Genomic DNA, 19,249 nt, shown 5'->3' on the forward strand with positions numbered 1-19,249 from the left:
TGATAGCAATTCCAACATGCTATTCTGCATTCATAGTGCAATATAATTAATGTAGATAACTTTAAAAGAAGACTTTTACGAGTATTATTAATAATAATCAATCTGATACAAATAAATCAATATGCGACAACACAATAAATGAATAAACTGACTGTAAATCAGTACAGAATATGCTAACCAGAACTAAACTACATCCTTTTAATATATGTGTCTGTAAAATTTATGACAACTGCTAAATTTTTGTATAATTAAGTATTTCACTCAGTAAAATAGACGTGTATCCATCCACTTATTCACTGCACTCATTCGCAAAAAATTCTTCTGCTTTAGCTAAATGAATTGAAACTTTTTAGAAAGCAGACCCTCTGTTTTTTAACACTCTCCACACATAAAAATGAAGATGCAACAACTTCTTACAATTTAATTGGCTTGCACTATAGCTGTATTTCCCGAAAGATTAACAGAGAGAGCTTTTTTAAGGTCCAAATACAATTTTTCAATCACTTTAACGATTGTTATAATTTGCTTTGCTTTACTCTCTGATACCCCCAAACTTTCAGCAAGCTCTGCATAATTATTACCATCAAGTGCTTGATACTCATTCAATGAAAGACGAGAGATGATTGCATCCATAAAATCAAAACATTCCTGACGTAATGAAGGAGAAACATCAAGCATTTCTTTTTGGATGTCTTCTGGCAAATTTAAAATATCTTGTATTTCCTTACTGGGCATTTTTACAGATCTACTTGAAATACTACTTTGTATTGCTTGTTTTTCTAAAATTCCATCTCTAGTCCCTATTACAATATCTGCATACCGAACAATTGCATCACTAAGTGCAGCACAAGACGCTTCAGCTTCTTTTCGCTTTAAATTTCTCATACCTAACACCTCAAAACCTGCAAGATGAGAAATAGATTGAGGAGATTCCACAAGCTGTTGTGCAAGCTGTTGTGCAAGCTGTTGTGCAAGCGCTCTATCAAAACATGAAAATTTATCAATTAATTCGATATTTTTTTTTAAGATTTTCGAATTATTATAAACAAGTTTTGAATAATACTTAACATCTTTCCAGCTTCTTTGAACAGAGAAATCTTTTTTAACTTTCTCAGCAATTTCTTCTCTTGTCAAAGGAACACATACTCTTTTTGGAATGAGAATATCTTCAAACACCTTAGGTATTACAGCTTTAAAAGCAACTGTATCACCTAATTTTAAGGTCTGTAATTCTCCTGGCATAAAACAATCTTTGTGGCACACGACGCAACAATCTGGCGTTTCGACTAGAACCGAATTTGAACTACAACCTCTATAGATACCGTTATAAATCTCATCTTTACGAGCAGCTACAATAGTCTGTTTCTTTACACCTTTATACTTGTTATTGCTGACAAACTCTTTCAGCATACACACTTTGTCTGGATCGGAAATATCTTCAAACAAATGCTCCATAGGAGTTAAAGCATCTACATCACCTTCTAATGTTTTCGAAGCATGCCTAACAAATTTCATGCGTTCTTCTGTTACAACCGAAAAATCGAGTTTATAACCAGCAGCGTTAGCAAGCTGTTCAAAAAACACCTTTTGCGTACATTCATTCCCCGCTACAAAAGGACATACATAATTAAGAAAAGAAAACATTCTTGCTACATTATGAGCAAATTCTTCGGATGATAAACCTCTTAGATTATTCTTCTCAAAAAGAATGTTATCGATTTTTTGCAAGCTTTCCTGAATTTCCTCACTATCTTGAATTTCCTCACTATTTATAGAGCTCAATTTTCCTATTAATGGCAACTTAGCATTTATTCTACTATCAAAAAATTTAAGCTCGTCACGAGTCTTTCCAGCCCAATCAAAAATATTCCCAAATAAGCTCTTATGAAGACTTTTTAGATAAGAAGTGTCAAATTGTTCTGGTACCTTTTCACAAGACAAATTAACAATTGCTTTTGCTACATCGCATGCAATTTTGTCACGAAGAGCAACTGTATCTGTTATTCCAAATTTATTTACCAGTATTCCATATTTATTTATCAGCTTTTTTCTAGAATAGGTTGAATGTTCCTTTTGTGCATTTACTTTAATGAGTTTTTCCATAGAATTATCCAACTGAGTATTAAACTGCTGTAGTGAATAATCCCCGTTCATATATTCTTCTAAAATACCTAAAGTTTTAGAGTTAAAAGTGTATCCTTCAATCATATGCGCACTAATCACTGAATTTACTACTTCACGACGCTTTTGTATTAGGCACTGAGGTATAGCATAATCCGTCTTATAATTTGAAATTATCTTTTTTTTTCTCTTGAACATTAATGAATCCTTTTAGGTAAATTTTTCCTCTTTCTTTTTAGAATTACTATTAACTCTCTTCAAATTGCATCTAGGATATAAAAAACACCTTGATTATACTTCTAATACTGCATCCGTTCAAAGGAAATCATCAAAAAACTTTTTGACTAGTACTAAATAATTAAACATGAATTCTCAAATTTTTTAAAAATACTTCAAGACTAGTTAAGACTAGTGATTACAATTCACAGCAATTTTATACATTTTGATTTTTTAATCAAAATTAAAAACATAATCAAGTCAATTTTACTTATAAGCGACGTTTGATTACACTGATCACTCACTCTTTTAAAAGATCAAATGTAATTATTACAAAAAAAGACAACTCTATTGATGCGGATATATAGTCCTTCATTTTCATTTATATATTTTAAAAATCCACAGCAATAATTAAAATCGGTAGCGATAATGACTCGACACTGATATAAATTTTTTATAATTATAGGCGTTTTGTAACTCAATTTCACACAAAAAGGAACTTTCTATCCATGTCTATAAGTATAGAAAAACGCAACACTAGCCGAGAATCTTCACCCGGTCGAATTTTGTTCGCGAGTTTTATCGGCACAACAATAGAATACTTTGACTTTTATGTTTTTTCAACTGCTGCAGCTCTCATATTTCCTCGATTATTTTTCCCATCCCAAAATGAGCAGCTCGCTATTTTGCAATCCTTCCTTATTTTTGGTGTCGCCTTCCTATCGCGCCCTATAGGATCAGTTATTTTTGGGCACTTTGGTGATAAAATTGGACGGAAAATAACGCTCATTGCCTCTCTTCTTACAATGGGTATTTCAACAATTATTATTGGTATTTTGCCTACTTATGAAACAGCTGGATGGATTGCTCCTTTCCTTTTAACAGTATGTCGTTTTGGACAAGGTATCGGATTAGGAGGAGAATGGGGAGGAGCTGTGCTACTCGCAACAGAAAATGCTCCCCCAGAAAAACGTAGTTGGTACGCAATGTTTCCGCAATTAGGCGCTCCAATTGGCTTATGCGTATCTATTATAGCTTACTTAGCACTATGGCATGCGCTTGATGAAGAGCAACTTTTCTCATGGGGATGGCGTATTCCTTTTGTTGGCTCAATTGTCTTCATTATTTTAGGATTATGGCTTCGTATGTCGATCAATGAAACAATTGAATTCAAAAAAAATATCAGCCACGAAAAAACCTCTAAAATACCTGTGCTAGATGTATTCTTCAAACACCCACGAATTTTATTTCTTGGTACATTTTGTAGCATGACAATTCTTGTATTATTTTACTTGGTTACGACTTATTTGCTAAGTTATTCAACAAACCATCTGCAATTATCATTTAATCAAGCACTTCAAGTGGAAATGGTCGGCGCTGTTTTTTTTGGTATTTTTACTGTTCTTACAGGGAAAATTGCTAATCATGTTAACCGCAGAAATTTGATGATTTGGGTTACAATAGCTACCGGTATCTATTCCTTTGCAATTCCTTACTTTTTCGATCATGGAATTTTAGGTATTTGTGCAATGTCTGTTATTGGTTTATCTCTCATGGGAATGACATATAGTCAGATTGGCGCAGTTCTTTCATCAGCATATCCAACAGAAGTTCGGTATAGCGGTGTTTCTATAACCTTTAATTTAGCTGGTATTTTAGGCGCAGCTGTTGCACCTTATATTGCAGAATATCTAGTACAACATTTTAGTGTTTCTTATATTAGTTATTATCTCTTTGTATCTTCTTTTATCTCACTCGTTTGCTTTATTGGTTTTACAGATGAAGAGATATCGCACTAAAACACAATAATAATGAATAATGAAACTAATATTAGCGGTAGAAATGCCGCTAATTTCATTTTTAAAGACATCGGTTTAGGTATAATCCACCACAATATGCCAGCAAATAATAAACAAAGGAAAAAGAATAAGATATCGATAATAATACTAATATGAGAGATAGAAAATATCTGCGATAGAATATTTGTTGTTCCCAACCATGAAACACAAAAAAAAGCTAATATTACAGCCCATAGAATAAGTAAAACTCGGTCAAATATCATTATCATTCCATTTGAATATTTTAATCTATGGCTATATTTTATCACTCCTAAAACAATCATAAGAAAAATTCAACCTAATTATTTTATAATAAAGAACTCTAATTTATGAGAGTTCAATAACTAAAAAAATCAAAATAAAGATATCCTCTACCTCAAACCTTCTGCTCCCAATGATAATCTTCAGTTTGCTGCCAATAAGTTAAATTATAATTTTTTGTTTTATAATCTTTCCACTGCTCACGAATGAGATTCAATTGCATATCATTATGACCATCAAACATAATCACAACTCGTTGATAAATATTAATATCTGAACAAACGGCTCCGTCTATAAGAAAGCGCACTTTTGAATCATTCGGATTTTCTTGTCCTGTAGTAAGAAACACAGGCTGCAACTCTGGATACCTATCATATTCTGTCCCATGCCCAATAAATGATTCATCAGCATAAACCCATAAACAAGTATCTATAAAATTGCATTGTTCTTTATTCATACATTGTATTGTTATTCTACCAAAGCGCTTCAATGCACGCTCTACCAACACAGGCAAAGTCTCTTTTAAAGTTGACTTTGTTAAATGATAGAAAAAAATATCAACCATTTTAATCCTCAATAGTTTTCATTATAAAGCACTATTAGAGCTTCAGTATTTTGATAAGATAAAGTAAGTTAGAATTAAAAATCTCGTTTTATTCTAATGATTATATTCTGAAAAAATAATTCTATATATTAATATTTATAAAATCATATTATTCTCGTACAAGTCAGAAAATAGGATTATTATAGCTGCAATCACAGCTTTTCTTTTTGTATTTTTTAATAGAATTGCTTCTTTTACGTATTGCGTAGCTAATTTATATAACTTTTAAAAAGGAATTTTTATTTGCTCCTAATCCCATTTCTTTAAAACATCTACAAATGTAAAAAGCTCTCAGAACAATACTCTGTTTATAGAATAACAAGCTAATATCACCATTACATTTTACTAATTCCTGATATTATAATTTCCTTGTATTTAGATATTGCATACAAAACATCTTGTTAATTCAAAATCAGAGAAACTGGAAACTTATTATAAATAAACTGCCTGTATAACTATAATCATTTTCTATTACTCATAGGAAATATATACAGAAAAACAGTCTTTAAATTTTGACTATATATTTAAACTGAACGCATTATATAATATCATTTTTGAAGTGAGAACTGAAGATAACATTTATTCTATGCGGATTCTCGAATTATATATATTAAAACGTATTTTTATTCTTTTTAGTGCCGTGCTGCTTGGAGCAGTTGGCATCAGTTGGACAGTACAAATTCTTGCACGAATCAATTTTCTTACAACAAATGGGCAAACATTCTTAACAATTGTATATTTTTCATCTCTATTAATTCCTTCTGTTACTTCTCTTATCATACCATTCGCATTAGTTGTTGCAATTACAACCATTCTTTCAACAATGAATCAAGATTCAGAATTAGCTGTTATCAGCGCCTCAGGCATATCCAAAAATATTGTTTGGAAGCCAATTCTTCTTTTAGCAGTTCTGGCTTCATTTACCTCCTTTTCCATTACTAATTTTATTGCACCTCACGCGCGTCTTAATATGCGACAAATATTAGCAAGTTCTCATTCCGATCTTATTAGTCTTTTCATTCGTGAAGGTAGTTTCCAAGAATTAACTAAAAATCTTTACATAGAAATTGGTGAACGAAATGCAAATGGAACCATTGGCCGTCTTTTCATTGCTGATCAGCGCGATCCTCAGCTTGGACTTTTTTATTATGCAACAAAAGGAGCTATTGTTAACAATAAAAAAGGTAAATTTTTAATCCTTAATGATGGCGAAATAGAAAGAATCGATTATAAAAATGATAATGTTTCAATTATCAAATTTAGCTCCCATACTTTTAGTCTAAGCGAATTTATTCCAAATAAGAAAACACCTAATATTTATCCTAAAGATCGCCCTCTTTCTTATTTATTCAACCCCAATCCAAATGATTCTCATTATCAACGAAAACCACTTCAATATAGAGCTGAGTTGCATCGTCGTTTCACAGAATGTCTTTATCCTATTGTTTTTGCATTAATCGTAATAGCCATAGCAGGAGATGCACACTCATATCGACAAGCGCGTATCTCTGCGACTTTTTCTACAATTACTTTTTCCTTATTGATTTATTGGTTAGGATACTTTTTTGCACGGAAAACAGAAAATAACCCTTCTTACATTCCACTACTTTATATCATTCCAATAGGAATAAGCTTGCTTATCTTTTTTATGCTACTAACAGACTATAAAACCGGTATCCTTGAAAAATTTAACCATGTCATTCAAACAATTTCTCAAAAAATTATAAAGAATTGATTTACAAAAATAATTCCTCTTTTATTCAAAATGAATTATAGCTTACATTCATGATAGTGAATCAATATGGAAAAGATTAATAATAGCTAAATTTCCTACTATGCATTTTTTCCTATGCATTTTTTCATCTTCAATCTCAATGTGGCAGTACTTTATTATGCTATGGAATTTTCTACAGATAACACCGATACAAAATACAAAAAACTGATTAAATCTAAATTATAATTATAGGAAGTTATCATTTCTAACAAATTACAAGATCTTTTTTATATAAAGTAGATTATGTAAAATCATTTATACACTATAAATTTAAAGTGATGATAGATCGGTAAAATTTCAAACTACTGAATTCTTAATTAATGATTTTTGATATTGTGATAAGAGTATATCATGCACTTTACGAACTCTCATGATAAAGCTTACTTCGCGTTTCATTGAATATTCGCGTGCATCATGATATCTACTCACCAAAACTCTTAATATCTCTCGGATAAGGTATCATGATTGGATTGACGCTCGGACGATATTTTTTCATGCTTTATCTTAAAACAGTCTGTTTTTTCCTGCTGGGTGTCTTTATTCTCGTCCTCTTAATCGACTTTACAGAAAACTCTAGCAAACTAGCATTTCTTCCTCATTATACAGCAAAAGGAGCATTCCTTATTTCATTGCTGCGAATTCCCTTAATTATGCAACAACTCTTTCCCTTTATTGCATTATTTTCTGCAATAACAATGCTTATCTCTCTTAATAAAAAACTTGAACTTGTCGTTGCTCGTTCAATCGGTATTTCCGCATGGCAATTTCTCGCACCAGCTTGTTTTGGAGCTTTTCTTTTCGGATTATTCTCCATTCTTTTCATTAATCCACTAGCTGCATGGAGCTCTTTCCAAGCAGAAAAAATGATAGCAGAATGGCGTAGTAATAATGCCCAAACATCTATCACTGGCACGCGTATTCCATGGTTAACACAACACACAAATTTAGGAAGAATAACCGTTGGTGCTAAATCAATCATATATCAAGATCTTTCTCTTATTGATGCAACCTTTGTACAATATAATGAGAATGCAACAGTAAAAAACTGGATTAATACTAAAAAAGCAACATTGACAGATGGTGCTTGGTTATTAACAAATGGAACAATCTATAAGATAGGACAAACTCCTGAAAAATTTACTGAATTACGAATAAAAACTCACTTAAAACCTGAGTTTTTAACCGAATATTTAACCGATCCTATAACTATTCCATTTTACAACTTACCCAAAAAAATTGCTGTTGCACGCTCACTTGGTTATTCTGCCAATAAATTTGATATGCATTTACAATCACTGATTGCTTTACCAATGTTACTTGTAGCAATGACTCTTATTGCAGCAACTGTATCACTAAAAATTCCACGCTTTGGACAATCGAGAACATTAATTCTTGGTGGTGTAATTGCAGGATTTATACTTTATGTTATTTCTATGCTCGTTCGAAGTTTTGGTAACGCTGGTTACATTCCACCAATCATTGCTGCTTGGGTACCAGTTATAGTGGCATTATTTTTTGCAATATCCTTTTTACTTTATACAGAGGATGGTTAAGTAAAAATGTTAGCAAGTAAAAGGAGAATTTTTAAAACACTGAGAATATTGGTTATAAAAAGCCTCATCAGTTTTTCTGGAGGTGTTCTTATATCTCATTCTACAATAGCACAAAATTCTAACCCTTTTTTTCAAAATCATCCCCAGAATACAAAAAGTCCTTTCTTACTCTCTGCTGATAAACTTATTTACAATCGTGATGCAAACACCATTTCTGCACAAGGAAATGTCCAAATTGAATATGACAGTAATAAAGCTCTCGCTCAAAGAGTCACTTACAATCAAAAAACAGGACGTGTCATAGCTCAAGGAAATGTTAAGATTACTCAAAAGGATGGAAATAAAATCTATTCTAATTATATTGATATGACAAAAGACTTTGGAGAAGGATTTGTAAATTCTTTACGTATCAAAACAACGAATAATACATACTTCACAGCTGAAAACGCTAATCGTAACAGAAACCAAATAACAACTTTTAACAATGCTATTTATACAGCATGTGAACTTTGTCATAACAAATCAGATGGTGCAGTCTCGTGGCAAATCAAAGCAAAAAAGATCACATGGAACAATGTCAAAAAAACAATTCGATTTGAAAATGGCTATTTTGAAACTTTCGGCATCCCAATTTTATATTTTCCAACTATTGAACTCCCTGATCCAACAGTAAAACGTATAAGTGGTTTTCTTTCTCCTCGTTTTTTTTATGCTGATAATCTTGGTATTGGCGTAAAAAACTCTTATTTCTGGAACCTCTCACTCTACAATGATTTCACACTTTCCGCTACAGTTTATACAAAACAAGGACTTTTAAATGAAGGTACATGGCATCAACGTTTAAAAACAGGCTATTATAACATCCATTTTGCTCATATATACCAAACCAATCCTTACAACTTCGATAATGATAGAGTTGATTCACAAAATACTAATCGTTATATGATAGCGACAAGAGGTAATTTTCGTATTAATTCGCGGTGGATTTACGGCTGGGATATCTTCGCACAGTCAGACAGAAATTTTAGTCGTACATACAAACTTGAAAATTATAGTGACCCTGTAAGAATTTCTCAGTTTTATTTAAATGGTCTTTCAGACAAAAATTATTTTGACATGCGTTTTTACCATTTCGATATCCAAAATTCACTGCTTAAAAACACCCTCAATGATCGTCATTCTCAGCAAGCATGGGGTCTACCTATCATTGATTATTCTTTTACACCAAATAAATCAATTCACACTGGAAATCTTACCTTCCGTAGTAATATACAATCAATTTATCGTCGTCATACTGACTTTAATAACACACATTTTCCAGATTACCCTAGCAATGCTCCTCATCTTTCCGGTATAGCTGGAAACAGTTTTCGTTTAACAAATGAACTAGAATGGAAAAAGCGTTTCAATACCCAAAATGGTTTAATATTAACGCCCATCTTTGCCTTACGAATTGATACAAGTGCAATAAACACTCACAATAACTATATTGCTAGCATAGAAAATGTCTCTTCGAAAAATTTTAATATTGCTTCCTCAACAATTCGTAGTATGGCAACAGCAGGCTTGGAGTTACGGTATCCTCTTCTTATTACTACTGAAATATCCACACATATACTAGAACCAATAACACAAATTTTTATACGCAATAACGAACACTATGTAGGACAATTACCAAACGAAGACGCGCAAAGCCTTGTATTTGATACAACCACCTTATTTCAACGAGATAAATTCTCTGGTTATGATCGTGTAGAAGGTGGCACAAGAGTAAATATAGGTCTTAGATATTCCGGAAGCCTGAATAATAATTGGTCGCTTTATGGACTTATTGGACAATCATTTCATCTCGCAGGAAAAAATTCGTTCGCAGAGAAAGACTTTGTCAATTTAGGTGCGTACTCTGGTCTTGAAACAGCACACTCAGACTATGTGACAATGTTTGAAGCAAATCATACTCATGGCTTTTCTATAGCATCTCGTGGACGTTTTGATAAAACAACAGGGAAAGTCCGCCGTAGTGAATTAGAAGCATCACAAAAATGGTCTAATCTTTGGACGTCTATGCAATATGCTTATATTTCACATCAACAAAATGATGAATATACGCGAGATCAGCAAGAGATTTCTTTTCAAGTGGGATTTAAATTTTCCAACTATTGGTCAATTAATAATAATGCTAGTTATGATTTAGTATCTAACGCTTTTGTAAAACAAGGAATAAATCTAAGTTATATAGATGAATGCTTTGGAATAACGATTGGTTATCAACAGGTAAAAAATCCAGAGAGAAATATGACTTTTAAAAATTTTAATTTTTCTTTTTCATTACGTACTATCACAGATATTGGCAAAAAAATAAAATCAGATTTATAATAGAAAGTATATCAATCTTAACTTATCATTGTTTTTATGCAGAAAAACATATATTTTGGGTAATAGATGAAAATTGATTGTAAAGGTTTACTTATATGAATATACTAAAAAATAGTGCTCTTGCTTTATTTTGTATCACTTCTTTGAGTGTAAGTAGTTTATCCGTAAGCACATTTTTTACATCACAAGCTTTTGCACAGACTTCAGTTGTCGTTACAGTTAATGGTAATGCTATTACAAATTATGATATTCAAAGGCGTATTGCTTTTCTTAAATTGCAACAGAAGCAAGGAAATCTTGCCACACAAGCTAAAAACGATCTTATTGATGAAGTCCTTAAAAATAATGAAATAAAACGGCGAAATATTGAAGTTAGCAAAGATGAAGTTGAGAATGCTTTTGAAAATTTTGCCGCGCAAAATAATATGACTGTTGATCAACTCAATCAAATGCTCACTCAAACTGATGTCACAGTAGAACACTTTAAAGCATATATTTGGGGGCAAATGGGCTGGGGACGTCTTGTTAATGCCCGTTATCAAGCTGAAGGTGGAGTAATTACAGAACAAGAAGCCTCACAGAGGATATTAAAAAATGGCGGTGTCAAACCTTCAACAAACGAATATACATTACAACAAATTATTTTTGTTATTCCTGAACATCGGTGGTCAGCAATTCTAGAAAAACGTAAAAAAGAAGCAAATAAGTTCCGTGCCAATTTCCAAGGATGTAATAGCGCTAAAAACCAAGCAAAAGGTATTTTAGATATTACTATCCGTCATTTAGGAAAATTTTTGGAACCTCAATTACCTCAAAATTGGGAAAAAGCTATCCTTGCAACGCCAGCTGGAAAAATGACTAATTTTCAAGAAACACAGAATGGTATTGAAGCAGTTGCTGTCTGTCAAATAAAAAGAGTTTCTGATGATCGTGTAGCTCGGCTTATATTTTCCATCCAAGATCATCAAAAGAAAGATATTCCTCAACTTCTTGAAGCTCTCAGTGAAAAGTATTTAAAAGAATTGAGACAAACAGCACGTATTCAAAATTCATAATGGCTCCGCTAATCGTTAGTAGTGGAGACCCAGCAGGAATTGGTCCTGAGATTGTTATAAAAACGTGGAATATGCGTAATATACGTCAAATTCCACCTTTTGTTCTTTTAGCCGATCCTGAAATCATTCGTTCGCGTGCTCGTTTTTTACAACTTAATATTGATATAAAATCTGTTTCTACTCATAATCTTGTAGAAAATTTTTCAACATCTCTTCCTATAATTCCCTTAAAAAATCGACAAAGTGATCAACTAGGATTATCTTCACCGAATAATGCTGCTGGAGTCATTGAATCAATTGAACGCAGCGTTCAATTGATTCAAAGGGGTCAGGGATGCGCACTAATTACTTGCCCTATTGCAAAAAAAAGTCTTTACGATTTTGGATTTCACTTCCCAGGTCATACTGAATTTCTTGCTCACCTTGCTCAAAAGTTTTCCAATAAACAATATCATCCAGTTATGATGCTGGCTGGACCTCAATTAAAAACAGTACCAATTACTATTCATATTCCACTTAATAAAATTTCTTCATCTCTTACATGTGATTTAATTATTAAAACTGCATTAATTACTGAAAATGATTTAAAAACCAGATTTGCAATAAATGCACCACGCTTAGCTATTGCTGGTCTGAACCCTCATGCTGGAGAAAATGGTGCAATAGGAAAAGAAGAAGAAAAAATTATTATTCCCGCTATTGAATATCTTAAAAAAAGAGGACTGAATATTATAGGCCCCCTCTCTCCTGATATAATGTTTCATGAACGTATAAGGCAAACATATGATGTTGCTCTTTGTATGTACCATGATCAAGCTATTATCCCTGTTAAAACATTAGACTTTGATACTACTGTTAATGTTACCTTAGGATTACCTTTCATTCGCACCTCCCCAGATCATGGCACGGCTTTTGATATTGCACATAAAAGAATAGCTTCTCCTGAAAGTTTTATTTCTGCTCTTAAACTTGCAGACCAACTTGCAAAAAACAATTCAATCATATGCTAATAGATAATCTTCCTCCTCTCCGTAACATCATCAATAAATACAAGTTACAAGCTAATAAATCTTTAGGACAGAATTTTATTTTCGATCTTAATTTAACAGCTAAGATTGCTCATCAAGCAGGCAATATAGAAGGAAAACCTGTTCTTGAAATCGGTCCTGGTCCCGGTGGTTTGACTCGCGCCTTACTTGCAAAAGGTGCTATTGTAACAGCGATAGAACGTGATGAACGTTGTATGCCAGCTCTTTTAGAAATAGAAGAGCACTATCCACAAAAACTCAAGCTTATTTTTAATGATGCATTAAAACAAGATTTTCCAAAACTTTTTGAAGCATATCCGGAAAAACCGCGAATTATTGCAAACCTTCCGTATAATATTGGAACACAACTCTTATTAAATTGGCTTTTAACAAAAGCATGGCCTCCTTTTTATGAGTCAATGACTTTAATGTTTCAACGCGAAGTCGCAAAACGTATTACAGCAACTTCTCAATCTCCTTACTACGGTCGTCTCAGCATACTGACTGGTTGGCGTAGTATTGCAAAAATCGCTTTTGATATTCCGCCTCAAGCCTTCATACCAGAGCCAAAAGTAACTTCTTCCGTTGTTCACATTATTCCACGCTTACAACCTCTCGCTTGCTCTACACAAAAATTAAGCCTCGTAACAAAAATTGCTTTTGGACAAAGACGTAAAATGCTGAGACAAAGTCTTAAAACTATTGGAGGTGAAACACTTTTAGAAAAAGCTGGTATTGATGGAACACGCCGAGCGGAAACACTTTCCATTTCTGAATTTGTAACTTTAGCCAACCTCATCACTTAAAAAAATAGAATCCTTGTTAATTTAAAGATTCTCTTAAAATGATAAGCATATTAATCAATTTTTTCAGCAATAAGCTCATCAATGAAACCTTCAAGAAAACGACAGCGTGTACGTTTCATTGTTTCTGCTAAATAAATCGATTTAATAAGCAATAACGACTGATTCAAATCTTCATTAATTACAACATAATCGTAAGAGCGCCATTGCTGAATTTCTGTTCTTGCATTGTTTAATCGCAAATTAATAATGTCTTGGCTATCTTCTGCTCGACGATGTAAACGAGCAACAAGCTCCTTCATTGATGGAGGAAGAATAAAAACAGAAACAGTATCACCCAGCATTTTTTTTTGAAGTTGTTCAGTCCCCTGATAATCAATATCAAACAACATATCCCGACCAGCGCTCAATGCATTTTCAACACTTTCACGTAAAGTTCCATAATAATTCCCATGAACTTCTGCCCATTCAATAAACTCGTCTCCTGCACATTTACGTTCAAATTCTTTTTTTGAAATAAAATGATAATGAACACCATCTACTTCACTAGGGCGCCTTGCCCGCGTTGTCATACTAATAGAAAGCTCTAGCTGTTGATCTTTTAGAATTAACCGCGAAATTGTTGATTTGCCAGCACCTGAAGGAGAAGAAAGAATAAATAGAAAACCGCGACGTTTATTTTTTTTTTGAGTACTCAATTCATTATCAAATAATGTCATAATGTTACTCTTTTCAAAATTTTCTAAATATGAATTCTAAATTTAAGAAGGTTTACCGTTTTTCTAACGCCCGCCATTTACGAACGTTTGCATTATGTTCCTCCAAAGTTTTAGAAAAAATATGCCTACCTGAACCATCGGCAACAAAATAAAGTGCATCACTTTTCGGAAAACTTGCTACTGCCTTTAAAGAATCGCGACCTGGATTTGCAATAGCTGTTGGTGGCAACCCATCAATTTTATAAGTATTATATGGTGTTTCTCTCTCAATATCTGACTTATAAATTGGACGATTTACAGGTTTACCTTTTCCACCAAAAATACCATAAATTACTGTTGGATCAGATTGAAGACGCATACCTTTAGCAAGACGATTATAAAATACTGCAGCCACTTGCGGTCTCTCTGCTGCAATCCCTGTTTCTTTTTCAACAATTGATGCCAGTATAACAAATTCATCAATAGACTTTATGGGTAAATCTGGTGAACGAGTAGCCCATATTGCATTAATTAATTTTTTTTGTTCTTCACATAACCTTTTTATAATTTCGACGCGCGTTGTGCCACGAATAAAATGAACAGTATCCGTCACCAAACTGCCTTCTGGAGGTAAAACTTCTGGAAGATCACCAATCAAAATTTCATTGGCTGATAACCGGTCAAATACTTGTTGCACCGTTAAACCCTCAGGCACTGTAAAAGTATGTTCAACAGACTTTCCTTTTACAAGAATATTCATAATATCATGCATCGAAGCATACGCTGGAATTAAATATTCACCAGCTTTAAGACGAGTTGTGTTTTGGTAATAACCAACCCCATAAATAAAAATATCAGATGATCGAATAAGACTACGTTTTTCAAGCAATGATGCAATTTCACGAATTCCTTTTCCAGAATCAATAAGAATAACTTGTTCTTTCTCAGAAATCCCTTTACCCTCAAAAATGTTCTTTACAATATAGAGAGGAATACCAACAACTAAAAGAACAACCACAATAAGCGTTAGAAAAAAATTACCTAGAATAATAAACGGATTGCGCAAAATATGCGATCTTTTCCGTTTTTGATGTAACAATCCATTATTATTTGGCAGATAACTTAATGAAAAGTCATCTATATTCTTCAATGATGACTTACTTTTTACATCAAACATAACTTACTAACCTTAATAATTTCAGGTATTTTACTCACAATTTCTCACTTAAATCTTATAATCAAAAAGCTTATCAAAACAGCCATAACAAACGAAACTACTTATTTATTCACTAAAACGCCGCATTACTAAAGATGCATTCGTTCCACCAAAACCAAATGAATTAGAAAGAACTATATCAATTTTTCTCTCACGTGGCGTATGCGGTACAAGATCAATTTTTGTTTTAACAGATGGATTATCGAGATTAAGTGTTGCCGGAGCTATGTTATCTCGTATAGCTAAAATACAAAAAACAGCCTCAGCTGCACCAGCTGCTCCAAGTAAATGCCCAATAGATGATTTAGTTGATGACATTGATACCTTCAACGCATGATGACCTAAAACACGCTCAACAGCAGCTAGCTCTATAACATCAGCCATCGTTGATGTACCATGAGCATTAATATAATCAATATCGCTCACATTCACTTGCGCGCGCTTAAGAGCCAATATCATACTACGCTGCGCACCTTCACCACTCTCCGAAGGAGCTGTGATATGATAAGCATCACCAGACAAACCATAACCAATCACTTCTGCATAAATGCGAGCCCCCCGCTTTTTTGCATGTTCAAGCTCTTCCAAAACAACAACAGCAGCTCCCTCACCCATAATAAAACCATCACGATCGGCATCATAAGGACGCGATGCACGCTCAGGTTCATCATTATACCCAGTAGAAAGAGCTTTACAGGCCGCAAAACCAGCCAGAGATATACGATTAACTGGAGATTCAGCCCCCCCTGCTACCATCACATCTGCGTCACCTAATGCAATTAAACGAGTTGCATCACCAATTGCATGAGCACCGGTCGAACAAGCTGTTACAACCGAATGATTAGGACCACGTAGACCATATTTGATAGAAACATAACCAGAAGCAAGATTAATCAAACGCCCTGGAATAAAAAAAGGAGAAATTCGCCGTGGACCTTTATCACGAAGTGTATAACCAGCCTCAACAATACCCTCAACGCCACCAATACCAGAACCAATCATAACGCCTGTCTGTATCTGCTCTTCATCACTTTTGGGAAACCATTCAGCATCTGCAAGTGCTTGATCAGTAGCAGCTATTGCATAAGTAATAAATGCATCAACCTTACGCTGGTCCTTAGGATCCATATGTAAATCAGCATTATATGTACCATTTGCACCATCTCCTAAAGGAATACGGCCAGCAATTTGACATGATAAATCAGCAACCTCAAACTCAGTGATGCGTCGAATACCACTTTTTCCTTCAAGGAGCCGCCTCCAACTCCATTCAACATCGCTAGCAAGCGGAGATACTAATCCCAAACCAGTAACAACAACACGTCTCATGTTTCTAACCTTGAACCACCCACCTCTAGAAACCATATTGTCAAAATATGCCCTAAACTAGAAAATAAGGCAAAAGCATAAAATACTTTTGCCCTTTAAATAAAATTATACAGAAGCTTTATCAATAAACTTCACTGCGTCACCAACTGTGAAGATTGTCTCAGCAGCATCATCCGGAATTTCTATACCAAACTCTTCTTCAAAAGCCATCACAAGTTCAACCGTATCAAGGCTATCTGCTCCTAAATCATCGATGAAGCTTGCATTTTCTACGACCTTATCTGCGTCAACTCCGAGATGCTCTACGATAATCTTTCTAACGCGCTCTTCTGTATCACTCATATTGAATCCTCGAATTATGTTGTTTTCCTGTACTTGGTTAGCGATATAAGTTCATATAATCAAGTAATAGATGCATTGCTCCAAAACTTTAGTGATAACATATAGGACATTCTGTTGATATCTCCTCTTAAATGTACTAAATTGATACCCTGATCAGTCGAACAATTACCATACTTAAAGAAATAAACTTATTGTTTTATTTCATTTGTCGTTATCTAAAATAATAATGGTTATAAATCAATGTAGAATACAGCAAATACTCAAATCATTGCCATACCACCATTTACATGTATTGTTTGTCCAGTCACATATCCTGCCTCATCACTCGCTAAATAAACAACTGCAGAAGCTATTTCTTGCCCTATTCCCATACGTTTCATTGGAATTGTAGCCATAATTTTTTCTTTCTGCTTTTCATTCAATTGATCAGTCATCGCGGATTGAATAAATCCTGGAGCAATACAGTTAACTGTTATATTTCGCGATGCAACTTCTTGTGCCAATGACTTGGAAAAGCCTATTAAACCAGCTTTCGCAGCACAATAATTCGTTTGTCCAAGATTACCAACAACACCAACAATAGAAGTTATATTAATAATACGTCCATAACGCCGCCGCATCATATTATATGTTAGCTCACGTGTTAAAGTAAATGCAGCTGTCAAATTCACTGCCAATACATCATCCCAATCCTGGTCCTGCATACGTACAAACAGACCATCTCGAGTAATACCAGCATTGTTAACAAGAATATCAATTCCATCCATCTCTTTTTCTGCTGTTTTAGCCAATTGTTTGACAGCATCACGGTTAGAAAGATTGGCAGGGAAAACAAAAGTGTCTTTACCAAGATCTACAGCAATTTCTTTGAGTCTTCCTTCACGCGTTCCATGCAATCCAACAATAACTCCTTGATCATGTAAAGCACGAGTAATTGCTTCGCCAATATCCCCTGATGCTCCCGTTACAAGAGCTTTACGACCTGTTAATTTAAACATTTTTTAGACTCCTTAAGATTAAACACCTAGCACTTGTAATGCTGATTCAATTTCCTCAGCCGTACCAATTGTCAAACCATTAATATCCTTATTAATACGGCGCGCTAAACCTGTTAATACTTTTCCAGAGCCGACTTCAAAAAGAACATCAACCTTATTAGCTCCAAACCATTCGATTGTTTCACGCCATCGCACCCGCCCAGTGACCTGTTGAACAAGAAGCATAAGAATACGTTCCGGATCACTTTCTGGTGTAACAGAAACATTTGCAACAAGCGGAACAATAGGTGCTTTTTTATTAACAGCTCTAAGGGCGTCTTTCATCGCATCAGCAGCAGAACTCATCAAAACTGAATGAAACGGCGCTGATACAGAAAGAAGCAATGTACGTTTAGCTCCTTTTTGTGAAGCGATCTTGATCGCTGACTCGACAGCTCTGGCTTCACCTGAAATAACAATCTGTCCACCCCCATTATCATTAGCGATTTGACAGACTCCCTTTCCTAAAACGAACTTGCAAATTTCTTCAACATCTTGCTCATTCAAACCAATAATTGCTGCCATTGCACCCTCACCAACAGCAACAGCTGTTTGCATAGCATTTCCGCGAATCCGTAAAAGTTTTGCTGTATCAGCTAAACTAAATGTACCAGCAGCACAAAGTGCGGAATATTCTCCTAAAGAATGGCCAGCAACAAATTTCACCTTCTTTACTATATCAAATCCCAACTTTTCCATGACACGAATAATTGCCATAGACACGGCCATCAATGCTGGCTGTGCATTTGCCGTTAACGTCAAAGCCTCTTCTGGTCCTTCAAAAATAATTTGTGATAATTTTTCACCTAAAGCATCATCAATTTCCTCAAAAACCATGCGTGCTTCAATAAATTGCTCTGCAAGTACTTTTCCCATACCAACAACTTGGCTTCCCTGCCCTGGGAAAGTGAATGCTGCTACCATCATCATCTCCAAAATTAAATTTTAGATTTATCTTCTTTTCAACCAATTCAATAAACATAAATTACAACAAATCA

The 19,249-nt window shown here is 34.1% G+C and carries 16 protein-coding genes; 7 read left to right on the forward strand and 9 right to left on the reverse strand.

What is annotated here, in order from left to right:
- Window positions 1-420: 420 nt before the first annotated feature.
- The gene (locus tag B11cv2_RS03890) at window positions 421-2,319 is read right to left on the reverse strand and encodes a BID domain-containing T4SS effector (protein WP_100693400.1); all 1,899 of its coding nucleotides are present in this window, start codon (window positions 2,317-2,319) and stop codon (window positions 421-423) included.
- 527 nt (window positions 2,320-2,846) lie between these two features.
- Between B11cv2_RS03890 and B11cv2_RS03895 the strand changes: the two genes are divergently transcribed.
- Window positions 2,847-4,136 (forward strand): MFS transporter, encoded by a 1,290-nt coding sequence (locus B11cv2_RS03895; protein ID WP_100693401.1) that lies wholly within the window; start codon window positions 2,847-2,849, stop codon window positions 4,134-4,136.
- Here the strand turns inward: B11cv2_RS03895 and B11cv2_RS07505 are convergent.
- Both B11cv2_RS07505 and B11cv2_RS03905 read right to left on the reverse strand, forming a co-directional pair.
- Window positions 4,133-4,399 carry a hypothetical protein gene (locus B11cv2_RS07505; protein WP_100693402.1) on the reverse strand — a complete coding sequence of 89 codons (267 nt, stop codon included), beginning with the start codon at window positions 4,397-4,399 and terminating at the stop codon, window positions 4,133-4,135. The two genes, B11cv2_RS03895 and B11cv2_RS07505, sit on opposite strands and share 4 nt — an antisense overlap.
- Window positions 4,400-4,551: 152 nt before the next feature.
- On the reverse strand, window positions 4,552-5,001 hold the full coding sequence (locus tag B11cv2_RS03905) for a DNA polymerase III subunit chi (RefSeq protein ID WP_100693403.1): 450 nt from the start codon (window positions 4,999-5,001) through the stop codon (window positions 4,552-4,554).
- Between the two features lie 625 nt (window positions 5,002-5,626).
- Between B11cv2_RS03905 and lptF the strand changes: the two genes are divergently transcribed.
- The 6 genes from lptF to rsmA all read left to right on the forward strand — a co-directional run bounded on the left by lptF (window position 5,627) and on the right by rsmA (window position 13,632).
- Entirely contained in the window at window positions 5,627-6,775 is a 1,149-nt protein-coding gene (lptF, locus tag B11cv2_RS03910; protein WP_100693404.1) for an LPS export ABC transporter permease LptF, read from the forward strand.
- 500 nt (window positions 6,776-7,275) lie between these two features.
- On the forward strand, window positions 7,276-8,367 hold the full coding sequence (lptG, locus tag B11cv2_RS03915; RefSeq protein ID WP_100693405.1) for an LPS export ABC transporter permease LptG: 1,092 nt from the start codon (window positions 7,276-7,278) through the stop codon (window positions 8,365-8,367).
- A 6-nt stretch (window positions 8,368-8,373) separates the two neighbouring features.
- Entirely contained in the window at window positions 8,374-10,743 is a 2,370-nt protein-coding gene (locus B11cv2_RS03920; RefSeq protein ID WP_100693406.1) for an LPS-assembly protein LptD, read from the forward strand.
- 95 nt (window positions 10,744-10,838) lie between these two features.
- Window positions 10,839-11,798 (forward strand): peptidylprolyl isomerase, encoded by a 960-nt coding sequence (locus tag B11cv2_RS03925; RefSeq protein WP_100693407.1) that lies wholly within the window; start codon window positions 10,839-10,841, stop codon window positions 11,796-11,798.
- Window positions 11,798-12,808, forward strand: a complete 1,011-nt coding sequence (gene pdxA / locus B11cv2_RS03930; protein ID WP_100693408.1) for a 4-hydroxythreonine-4-phosphate dehydrogenase PdxA — start codon at window positions 11,798-11,800, stop codon at window positions 12,806-12,808. The genes B11cv2_RS03925 and pdxA overlap by 1 nt, the downstream gene beginning before the upstream one ends.
- The gene (gene rsmA / locus B11cv2_RS03935; RefSeq protein WP_100693409.1) at window positions 12,802-13,632 is read left to right on the forward strand and encodes a 16S rRNA (adenine(1518)-N(6)/adenine(1519)-N(6))-dimethyltransferase RsmA; all 831 of its coding nucleotides are present in this window, start codon (window positions 12,802-12,804) and stop codon (window positions 13,630-13,632) included. Before pdxA ends, rsmA begins: the two co-directional genes overlap by 7 nt.
- A gap of 50 nt (window positions 13,633-13,682) precedes the next feature.
- On the opposite strand, the gene gmk is transcribed toward rsmA, so the two are convergent.
- From gmk to fabD, 6 genes are all read right to left on the reverse strand, one after another.
- The gene (gene gmk / locus B11cv2_RS03940; protein WP_100693410.1) at window positions 13,683-14,348 is read right to left on the reverse strand and encodes a guanylate kinase; all 666 of its coding nucleotides are present in this window, start codon (window positions 14,346-14,348) and stop codon (window positions 13,683-13,685) included.
- A 52-nt stretch (window positions 14,349-14,400) separates the two neighbouring features.
- Entirely contained in the window at window positions 14,401-15,504 is a 1,104-nt protein-coding gene (gene mltG, locus B11cv2_RS03945; protein ID WP_100693411.1) for an endolytic transglycosylase MltG, read from the reverse strand.
- Between the two features lie 105 nt (window positions 15,505-15,609).
- Window positions 15,610-16,872, reverse strand: a complete 1,263-nt coding sequence (fabF, locus tag B11cv2_RS03950; protein ID WP_100693412.1) for a beta-ketoacyl-ACP synthase II — start codon at window positions 16,870-16,872, stop codon at window positions 15,610-15,612.
- A 105-nt stretch (window positions 16,873-16,977) separates the two neighbouring features.
- The gene (locus B11cv2_RS03955) at window positions 16,978-17,214 is read right to left on the reverse strand and encodes an acyl carrier protein (RefSeq protein WP_013544895.1); all 237 of its coding nucleotides are present in this window, start codon (window positions 17,212-17,214) and stop codon (window positions 16,978-16,980) included.
- A gap of 260 nt (window positions 17,215-17,474) precedes the next feature.
- The gene (gene fabG, locus B11cv2_RS03960; protein ID WP_100693413.1) at window positions 17,475-18,212 is read right to left on the reverse strand and encodes a 3-oxoacyl-[acyl-carrier-protein] reductase; all 738 of its coding nucleotides are present in this window, start codon (window positions 18,210-18,212) and stop codon (window positions 17,475-17,477) included.
- A gap of 18 nt (window positions 18,213-18,230) precedes the next feature.
- Entirely contained in the window at window positions 18,231-19,175 is a 945-nt protein-coding gene (gene fabD / locus B11cv2_RS03965; RefSeq protein ID WP_100693414.1) for an ACP S-malonyltransferase, read from the reverse strand.
- Between the last annotated feature and the right edge of the window lie 74 nt (window positions 19,176-19,249).

It is taken from the genome of Bartonella sp. 1-1C (assembly GCF_002810325.1).
GTDB classification, from domain to species: Bacteria; Pseudomonadota; Alphaproteobacteria; order Rhizobiales; family Rhizobiaceae; genus Bartonella; species Bartonella rochalimae.